Annotated in this window: 9 protein-coding genes; all 9 read left to right on the plus strand. The window is 37.6% G+C overall.

The features are described from left to right. Positions 1-320: 320 nt before the first annotated feature. Positions 321-737, plus strand: a complete 417-nt coding sequence (gene cymR / locus BFA01S_RS19860) for a cysteine metabolism transcriptional regulator CymR (protein ID WP_066235069.1) — start codon at positions 321-323, stop codon at positions 735-737. Positions 738-763: 26 nt separating this feature from the next. Continuing rightward, positions 764-1,903: a cysteine desulfurase family protein gene (locus BFA01S_RS19865; RefSeq protein ID WP_066235048.1), complete on the plus strand. Its 1,140-nt coding sequence runs from the start codon at positions 764-766 to the stop codon at positions 1,901-1,903. A gap of 23 nt (positions 1,904-1,926) precedes the next feature. Then, on the plus strand, positions 1,927-3,039 hold the full coding sequence (gene mnmA, locus BFA01S_RS19870) for a tRNA 2-thiouridine(34) synthase MnmA (RefSeq protein WP_066235071.1): 1,113 nt from the start codon (positions 1,927-1,929) through the stop codon (positions 3,037-3,039). A gap of 140 nt (positions 3,040-3,179) precedes the next feature. Next, positions 3,180-3,833, plus strand: a complete 654-nt coding sequence (locus BFA01S_RS19875; RefSeq protein ID WP_066235052.1) for a tetratricopeptide repeat protein — start codon at positions 3,180-3,182, stop codon at positions 3,831-3,833. Positions 3,834-3,867: 34 nt separating this feature from the next. Next, positions 3,868-6,225 (plus strand): SF1B family DNA helicase RecD2, encoded by a 2,358-nt coding sequence (gene recD2, locus BFA01S_RS19880; RefSeq protein ID WP_066235055.1) that lies wholly within the window; start codon positions 3,868-3,870, stop codon positions 6,223-6,225. A gap of 172 nt (positions 6,226-6,397) precedes the next feature. After that, positions 6,398-6,940, plus strand: a complete 543-nt coding sequence (locus tag BFA01S_RS19885) for a 3D domain-containing protein (RefSeq protein WP_066235058.1) — start codon at positions 6,398-6,400, stop codon at positions 6,938-6,940. 168 nt (positions 6,941-7,108) lie between these two features. Next, a complete protein-coding gene (locus tag BFA01S_RS19890) occupies positions 7,109-7,615 on the plus strand; it encodes a PRC-barrel domain-containing protein (protein WP_066235062.1) in 507 nt (168 codons plus the stop codon). A gap of 14 nt (positions 7,616-7,629) precedes the next feature. Beyond that, positions 7,630-7,821, plus strand: a complete 192-nt coding sequence (locus tag BFA01S_RS19895) for a hypothetical protein (RefSeq protein WP_066235065.1) — start codon at positions 7,630-7,632, stop codon at positions 7,819-7,821. A gap of 24 nt (positions 7,822-7,845) precedes the next feature. Then, positions 7,846-7,977 carry a DUF3918 family protein gene (locus tag BFA01S_RS22145; protein ID WP_082800097.1) on the plus strand — a complete coding sequence of 44 codons (132 nt, stop codon included), beginning with the start codon at positions 7,846-7,848 and terminating at the stop codon, positions 7,975-7,977. The last annotated feature ends 70 nt before the right edge of the window (positions 7,978-8,047 follow it).

The following is an 8,047-nucleotide window of genomic DNA, read 5'->3' on the forward strand; positions in this document are numbered from 1 at the left end:
TATATAAAGTTTAGCACCTCTTCGTTCGTTCCGCTTCTAGTTGGGATTTTTTATCCTGTATTTCGTAGACTGGCTCGAGGTTCTAGTTACTTCAACTAATTATTGAGAAAACCGTACTGATGCATATTTCACTTTAAAGAAATGACCTTTCTCTATAAGATAAGTTGGTTTAACTGATTTAAAGCTCATAGTATGCTATAATAGCATAGGTTAAATATGATCGTTTTGTAAAATCAAATTAATTATTTTAAAATAAAATATAACTAGGTTTTAAAATGGAGATTCGATGAGTCTCCGGAATGGAAAATGGGGTGCAAAATATGAAAATTTCTACAAAAGGACGTTACGGTCTGACTATAATGATTGAACTTGCCAGAAAGCATGGTGAAGGTCCAACATCTTTAAAAAGTATCGCGCAAACACATGATTTATCTGAGCATTATTTAGAGCAGTTAATTGCTCCATTAAGAAACGCACGTCTCGTTAAAAGTATTCGAGGTGCATATGGCGGATATATTTTAGGTGATGAGCCGGCAAGCATAACTGCTGGTGATATTATTCGTGTTCTTGAGGGGCCTATAAGTCCAGTTGAAGTGCTGGAAGATGAAGAACCTGCTAAAAGAGAGTTATGGATAAAAATTCGTGATGCTGTTAAAGGTGTACTTGACGGCACAACATTGGAAGATCTTGCAAGCTATACAGACAGTGAACAGGAACCGTATATGTTTTATATTTAAAATCAAAGACTTAGGGAGTGATTACGTTGGAACGCATTTATTTAGACCATGCGGCAACGTCTCCGTTACATCCAGATGTGATAGAAGAAATATTGCCATACATGCAAACAGTGTTTGGGAATCCATCGAGCATCCACTCTTTCGGCAGGGAGAGCAGACGACTGTTAGATGAATCGAGAGCAGCGTTAGCCGAGAGCATCGGGGCAAAACCAAGTGAAATTATTTTCACGAGCGGCGGAACGGAAGCAGATAATCTTGCAATTATTGGCACTGCACTTGCTAATAAAGAAAAGGGCAGACATATTATTACTTCTGAAATTGAGCATCATGCTGTTCTTCACGCTTGTCATTATTTAGAAAAACAAGGATTCCAAGTGACATATTTAGGTGTGGATGAAGAGGGAAGAATATCATTGGAAGAGCTTCAAAATGCTCTTACAGCTGAAACGATTTTAGTAACGATTATGTATGGAAACAATGAGGTAGGAGTGATTCAGCCGATTGCAGAGATTGGGGAGATTTTAAAAGATCACCAAGCTTATTTTCATACAGATGCTGTTCAGGCGTATGGGATGGAAGAAATACATGTAGAACGACTAAACATCGATTTTATGTCTGTGTCCGCTCATAAAATTAATGGTCCAAAAGGGACTGGCTTTCTTTATGCTAAACAAGGAAGAAAGTTTAACTCATTATCTTACGGCGGAGAACAGGAGCTCAAAAGACGTGCCGGAACAGAAAATGTTATTGGAGCTGTTGGATTAAGAAAAGCGGCACAGCTCGCTATTACTTCACGTGAGCAAAGAGTTAGACAATATAAACAGTTTAAAGATACAATGTTATCAATTTTTAAGAAGCAAGAACTCGCATTTCATGTTAATGGTTCATTAGAAGGGTTACCGCATTTGTTAAATATTTATTTTCCAGGAACGAATGTTGAATCTTTATTAGTGAATATGGATTTAGCGGGCATTGCTGTTTCAAGCGGTTCCGCTTGTACAGCAGGTTCAATTGATCCTTCCCACGTGTTAGTTTCCATGTTTGGAAAAGGCTCTGAGAGAATTACTTCCTCTATCCGCATCAGTTTTGGTTTAGGAACGACGATGGAAGAAGTAACACGGGCTGCAAACGAGACTGCTAAAATAGTGAAACGATTAACAGCTTAGAAATGCCCGGGAGGTGTAAAGTGTTGAACGAAGATCGAAAAAATATCCGTGTCGTTGTCGGTATGTCCGGCGGTGTTGACTCATCTGTTGCAGCACTGCGTTTAAAGGAACACGGTTACGATGTCATCGGAATTTTTATGAAAAACTGGGATGACACAGATGAAAATGGTGTCTGTACAGCGACAGAAGATTATAACGATGTTATTGCTGTTTGCAATCAAATCGGTATTCCATATTATGCTGTAAACTTTGAAAAGCAATATTGGGATAAAGTATTTACTTATTTTTTAAATGAGTATAAAGCAGGAAGAACTCCGAATCCGGATGTTATGTGTAATAAAGAAATTAAATTTAAAGCATTTTTAGAACATGCAATGTCTCTTGGTGCTGACTATTTAGCAACTGGTCACTATGCACGCGTAGAATACCGTGACGGTGAGTACAAAATGCTCCGGGGACTGGATGAAAATAAAGATCAGACATATTTTTTGAATCAGCTTGGACAAGAACAGCTGTCAAAAGTTATGTTCCCAATTGGAGATATTGAGAAATCAGAAGTACGTAAATTAGCTGAAAAAGCAAATCTTGCAACTGCATCTAAAAAAGACAGCACAGGCATTTGCTTCATCGGTGAACGGAATTTCAAAGAATTTTTAAGTGGTTATTTACCAGCACGTCCTGGTGTTATGCAAACAATGGATGGTGTTGTAAAAGGGAAACATGACGGTTTAATGTATTACACGATCGGACAGCGTCATGGACTTGGTATCGGCGGAAGCGGCGAGCCTTGGTTTGCTGTCGGAAAAGACCTTGAGAAAAATATTTTATATGTTGATCAGGGCTTCCATAATGAGTTGTTATACTCTGATTCCATCACCGCAGCAGACGTTCACTGGGTGTCGGATCAGCCGGTAGACAGCTTCGATTGTACAGCAAAATTCCGTTATCGCCAGGCTGATAATGAAGTACATGTAGAAATGCTGACTGATAAAACAGCAAAAGTTACATTTAAAAACCCGATAAGGGCAGTTACACCTGGACAAGCTGTCGTATTTTACGATGGAGAAGTATGTTTAGGCGGAGGCACAATCAATGAAGTGTTTAAAAACGGTGAAAAGCTTACGTATGTTTGCTAAAGAGGCTGTCACTTACGATATTTAAGACGGTAGTAGGGTCTGACCTCTCACACTACATTTATATAGTATTTCATACTATATATTGTGTTGGAGAGGCAGACCCTTTCGCTGTTTACTTTTAAATCTCAGGGGGATTGTATATGGATAAAAATCAATTAGGAATTCAAGCGATGCAGGCAGGAAAATATGAAGAAGCAGCAGCATATTTTTCTGAAGCGATTGCGGAAAATCCGACAGAACCGGTTCATTATATAAATTTCGGAAACTTGCTTGCGGGGCTAAACGAATTTGAAAAAGGACTACGTTTTTATGAAAAAGCGATTGAAATAGATGAAAATGCAGCTACTGCTTACTACGGAGCAGGAAATATTTATTTTAATCAAGAGCAATTTGACGAAGCGAGAAAAATGTATTTAGAAGCATTAAAAAAAGGTCTGGATGAAAGTGATCTTTATTTTATGATAGGACTGTCACACCAGAATCTTAACCAGGGAAAATTAGCCTTGCCGTATCTTCAGCGTGCAGTTGAATTAAATGAGGAAGATGTGGAAGCGAGGTTTCAATACGGATTAGCTTTAGCAGGACTTGAAATGATCGATGAAGCTGTTGAACAGTTCCAAGCTGTAATTAGGAAAGACGAAGAGCATGCTGATGCTTATTATAATTTAGGCGTCGCCTATGTTTTTCATGATAAACCGGATTTGGCAAAAGAAATGTTTGAATCAGCTCTTAAATATGACCCGGGGCATATGTTAGCAGGACATGCTTTAAAATTAATGAATAGTGAAGGGTAATGTAATCTAACGGTGGGAAGGGAGGTTAATACTCATGCAGGAGCAGGATTTATTTACAGAAGATGAGCGGTTTGTAAAAGGATTAATAAAAGTTGTTATTTTTCATAATGAGCAGAATTTATATACTGTATTAAAAGTAAGAATTCAAGAAACAACTGAGCAGATCGAGGATAAAGAAATAACGGTTACGGGATATTTCCCTCTCTTGCATGAAGATGAAGTATATACCTTCTTTGGAAAACTGATCAATCATTCGAAATTCGGCTTGCAATTCCAGGTTGAACATTATAGAAAAGAAATTCCTCAGACGAAGGAAGGAATTATCCAATATTTATCAAGTGATTTATTTAAGGGAATCGGTAAAAGAACAGCAGAGTCAATTGTAGAAACTCTCGGTGAAACAGCGATCTCAAAAATAATGCAAGACCCTTCTGTCCTTAATAAGGTACCTAAATTAAATAAGGAAAAAGCAGGTCTTTTAGTTGATACGATTAAGATGCATCAAGGATTAGAGCAGATTATGATCTCTTTAAATGAACTTGGTTTCGGTCCGCAGCTTGCGATGAAAATTTACCAAACATATCAGGATCAGACACTTGAAATCATACAGAAAAATCCTTATAAGCTCATTTCCGATGTGGAAGGTATAGGCTTTGTACGTGCAGATACATTGGGAGAACGCATCGGAATTTCAGGTAATAACTCTGAGCGGATTAAAGCGGCATGTCTTTACACAATCGAAAACTTATCGAATCAGGAAGGGCATGTTTTTATCCATCTTGAACAGTTGATTGTACAATCGAAAGAATTACTTGATCATGGAAAAAGGGACAAAATTATAGAGACAGATATAGCGCAGGAAATTATTTCACTTGGGGAAAAGAAACGGATAATAATAGAAGAAGACCGTGCCTATTTACCTGCCTTATATTATGCCGAACAAGGTGTTTCCAATCATATCAAAAGAATCATGCAGCAAACGGACTATGATGAGCTTTTTCCTGAATCAGAGTTCCTTCTTTCATTAGGAAACTTGGAAGAAAGAATGAAAGTGCAATATGCTCCGTCACAGAAAGAAGCGATACAAACGGCATTAATGTCACCAATGCTTCTCTTAACAGGAGGGCCGGGAACTGGAAAGACGACTGTTATAAAGGGAATAGTTGAGCTGTATGCGGATCTTCATGGCTGTTCATTAGAACCAGCCGATTATAAGAAGGATGAACCTTTTCCAATTTTATTAGTAGCACCGACAGGGCGAGCAGCAAAAAGGATGAGTGAAGCAACAGGACTTCCGGCTGTCACGATTCATCGTTTATTAAAATGGAACGGTGCGGAAGGTTTTGAGCATGATGAAGATAATCCAATCTCGGGGAAGTTATTAATCGTTGATGAAATGTCAATGGTCGATATTTGGATTGCGAATCAGCTTTTTAAAGCATTGCCAGATAAAATGCAAGTAATTCTTGTTGGTGATGAAGATCAGCTGCCATCTGTTGGTCCGGGACAAGTACTCCGTGACTTACTTATATCTCATATTGTTTCAACAGTCAGATTAACAGATATTTATCGTCAGGCGGAGGGCTCTTCCATTATTGAGCTTGCACATGAAATTAAAAGCGGGAGATTGCCTCAAAACGTTACGATGCCAACGAAGGACCGTTCCTTCATTCAGTGCACCCAAGTCCAAATAAAAGAAGCTGTTGAAAAGGTAATTAAAAATGCACTGACAAAAGGTTATACTGCAAAGGATATTCAAGTACTTGCTCCGATGTATCGCGGCTCAGCCGGAATTGATCAGCTTAACCTCATTTTACAGGAAATTTTTAACCCGAAAATAGAGGGGAAACGGGAGTTAAAGTTTGGGGATGTCATTTACCGCAATGGTGATAAAGTACTTCAGCTCGTTAATCAGCCTGAAAGCAATGTGTTTAATGGTGATATTGGAGAAATTGTTTCCATTTTCTATGCGAAAGAAAATACTGAAAAAGAAGATATGATTGTTATTTCCTTTGATGGGAATGAAGTTACATATACGAAACAAGATTTTAATCAGTTCACACATGCATTTTGCTGTTCTATCCACAAATCGCAAGGAAGTGAATTTCCAATCGTCGTTTTGCCGATTGTGAAAGGCTATTATCGCATGCTCAGGAGAAATTTAATTTATACAGCGATAACAAGAAGTAAGCAATTCCTTATTTTATGTGGAGAAAAAGAGGCCTTGGAGTGGGGGATTTCAAATAATGAGAGCGCTGAAAGACAAACTTCACTGACAATGAAGCTGACAGGTGCATCTGAGCTCGATGAATTACAAAAAGAGCTTCCATTTGATATTAAGGACGCGAATATTGGTATGGAAGGAATTACACCGTTCGATTTTATGGATTAAAATAAAGTCATTTTTCAAGTTAATTTGAAATATTGTAACCTAAATGTAATATTTATGTCGAAGTTGTTAAGTTGGTCATCAATTTATAACGTGTTTGTCCCTGTTTTGAAAAGTTGGCATGCTATGATTGTACCCATGTTAGCTAATTAAAGCAAAAACAGGGGGTACTTTCATGAGGAAACTATTTTTTACAATGTTCACTGCTTTTATTATTGCAATTGCATTTACAGGGACTGCATCTGCAGCTGCAAAAGAAGTGACTGTAAAAAAAGGCGATACATTATATAAAATCGCGAAGGAACATGGTGTATCTGTAAAAGACATTAAAAAGTGGAACAACTTAAATTCAGATATTATTAAGCCAAATGATAAATTAGTATTAGCGGAAGAAAAATCAAAAGAAGTTGCGAGTACACAGGAGAGTGTACAGGAATTAACAGTAACTGCTTCCGCATATACAGCAAGCTGCAAAGGATGTTCAGGAATAACAGCAACTGGTATTAATTTAAAGAAGAACTCAGATAAAAAAGTAATTGCGGTTGATCCTAAAGTTATTCCATTAGGTACAGAAGTTCATGTAGAAGGATATGGAAATGCAATTGCTGCTGATACAGGCGGTGCTATTAAGGGAAAAAGAATTGATGTATTCTTCCCATCGAAACGTGATGCATTGAACTGGGGCAAGAAAAGTGTCAAAGTTACAATTTTAAATTAATGATTAAGCTGCCTTTTATCAGGCAGCTTTTTTAATTGGAAAACGTTGCCCTGCATGAACTTATTTAAAAAGATCAATGATATAAAAAGGGACAGCTTCTATCACTTGACGCTTTTATTTCGTGTGGATAGTCAGCTGAACCGGTCGGGGGTTTCATTTACCCGATAAATGTTCGAAGAAGGTGGCGGTCTCTCTTTGCGAACATTTAAAACAGTAAAAGGTCTCCCCATTTATAATCAGAAAACAGCAAAATTAATTGGTACTGTTGAGGATTTATGCTTTTCTCCTAAAGGTTTTGTAATTGGACTTGTGATGGACGGCAAAGGATTATTTAAACGTGATCGATTTATTCCAATTGATGTGATTCAAGCTCTTGGCGATGATGGTGTCATGATTCAAAGTGAAGAGCGACTGCTGACTTGTCAGGAAATGAAGAGCTGTTATGAGTTTGAAACATACGATCAGCTCCGTTTCAAAGCAGTTTTCACTGAAACTGGTGATAAAATAGGGCTTTTAGATGATGTATATTTTTCACCTCAAATGGGTAGAATTGAAGCATATGAATTGACGGATGGTTTCTTTGCGGATTTGGCAGAGGGGAAGAAGGTAGTTAAAGCTACTGGACAACCTTTGGCAATAAGTAAAGATGCAATCGTCATGGAGTTCGAACCGTAAAGAGGTGTGTCCATTTGTTAATTTGTCCAAATTGCAAAAGTAAAGACTTAGGAAAAATCGGTGTAAATCAATATTATTGCTGGGGCTGCTTTATTGAACTTTCTGTTGCAAAAGGAAAAATATTAACACATCAAGTGGAAGAGGATGGAACATTAAGTTCACTTGATGATTTATTTTCTGATGATGATCGGTCAATAAGTATGTAATGTTAAATAAGGGGGATAAACATTATGAGACGTACTATTACATCATTAGCCGCTGTCGGTTTAGGAGCAGCAGCTTATTATTATTCACGCAACAATAGAACAGCAAATCGCGGAATGAAGAGAATGACAAAACGTATGACAAATATATTTTCTTAAGAGCAATAAAGGCTGGTCGATAAAGATCAGCCTTTTTTTATGTTTTTATCCTAGCCTTAACGAGCAGTAA

Source organism: Metabacillus fastidiosus NBRC 101226, from assembly GCF_001591625.1.
GTDB lineage: Bacteria > Bacillota > Bacilli > Bacillales > Bacillaceae > Metabacillus > Metabacillus fastidiosus.

Bases quoted from the DNA above. Each gene is read 5' to 3' on its own strand.
- BFA01S_RS19885 (WP_066235058.1), top strand. From the start codon at position 6,398: ATGAGGAAACTATTTTTTACAATGTTCACTGCTTTTATTATTGCAATT.
- BFA01S_RS19890 (WP_066235062.1), top strand. From the start codon at position 7,109: ATGTTCGAAGAAGGTGGCGGTCTCTCTTTGCGAACATTTAAAACAGTA.
- BFA01S_RS22145 (WP_082800097.1), top strand. From the start codon at position 7,846: ATGAGACGTACTATTACATCATTAGCCGCTGTCGGTTTAGGAGCAGCA.
- BFA01S_RS19875 (WP_066235052.1), top strand. From the start codon at position 3,180: ATGGATAAAAATCAATTAGGAATTCAAGCGATGCAGGCAGGAAAATAT.
- cymR (WP_066235069.1), top strand. From the start codon at position 321: ATGAAAATTTCTACAAAAGGACGTTACGGTCTGACTATAATGATTGAA.
- recD2 (WP_066235055.1), top strand. From the start codon at position 3,868: ATGCAGGAGCAGGATTTATTTACAGAAGATGAGCGGTTTGTAAAAGGA.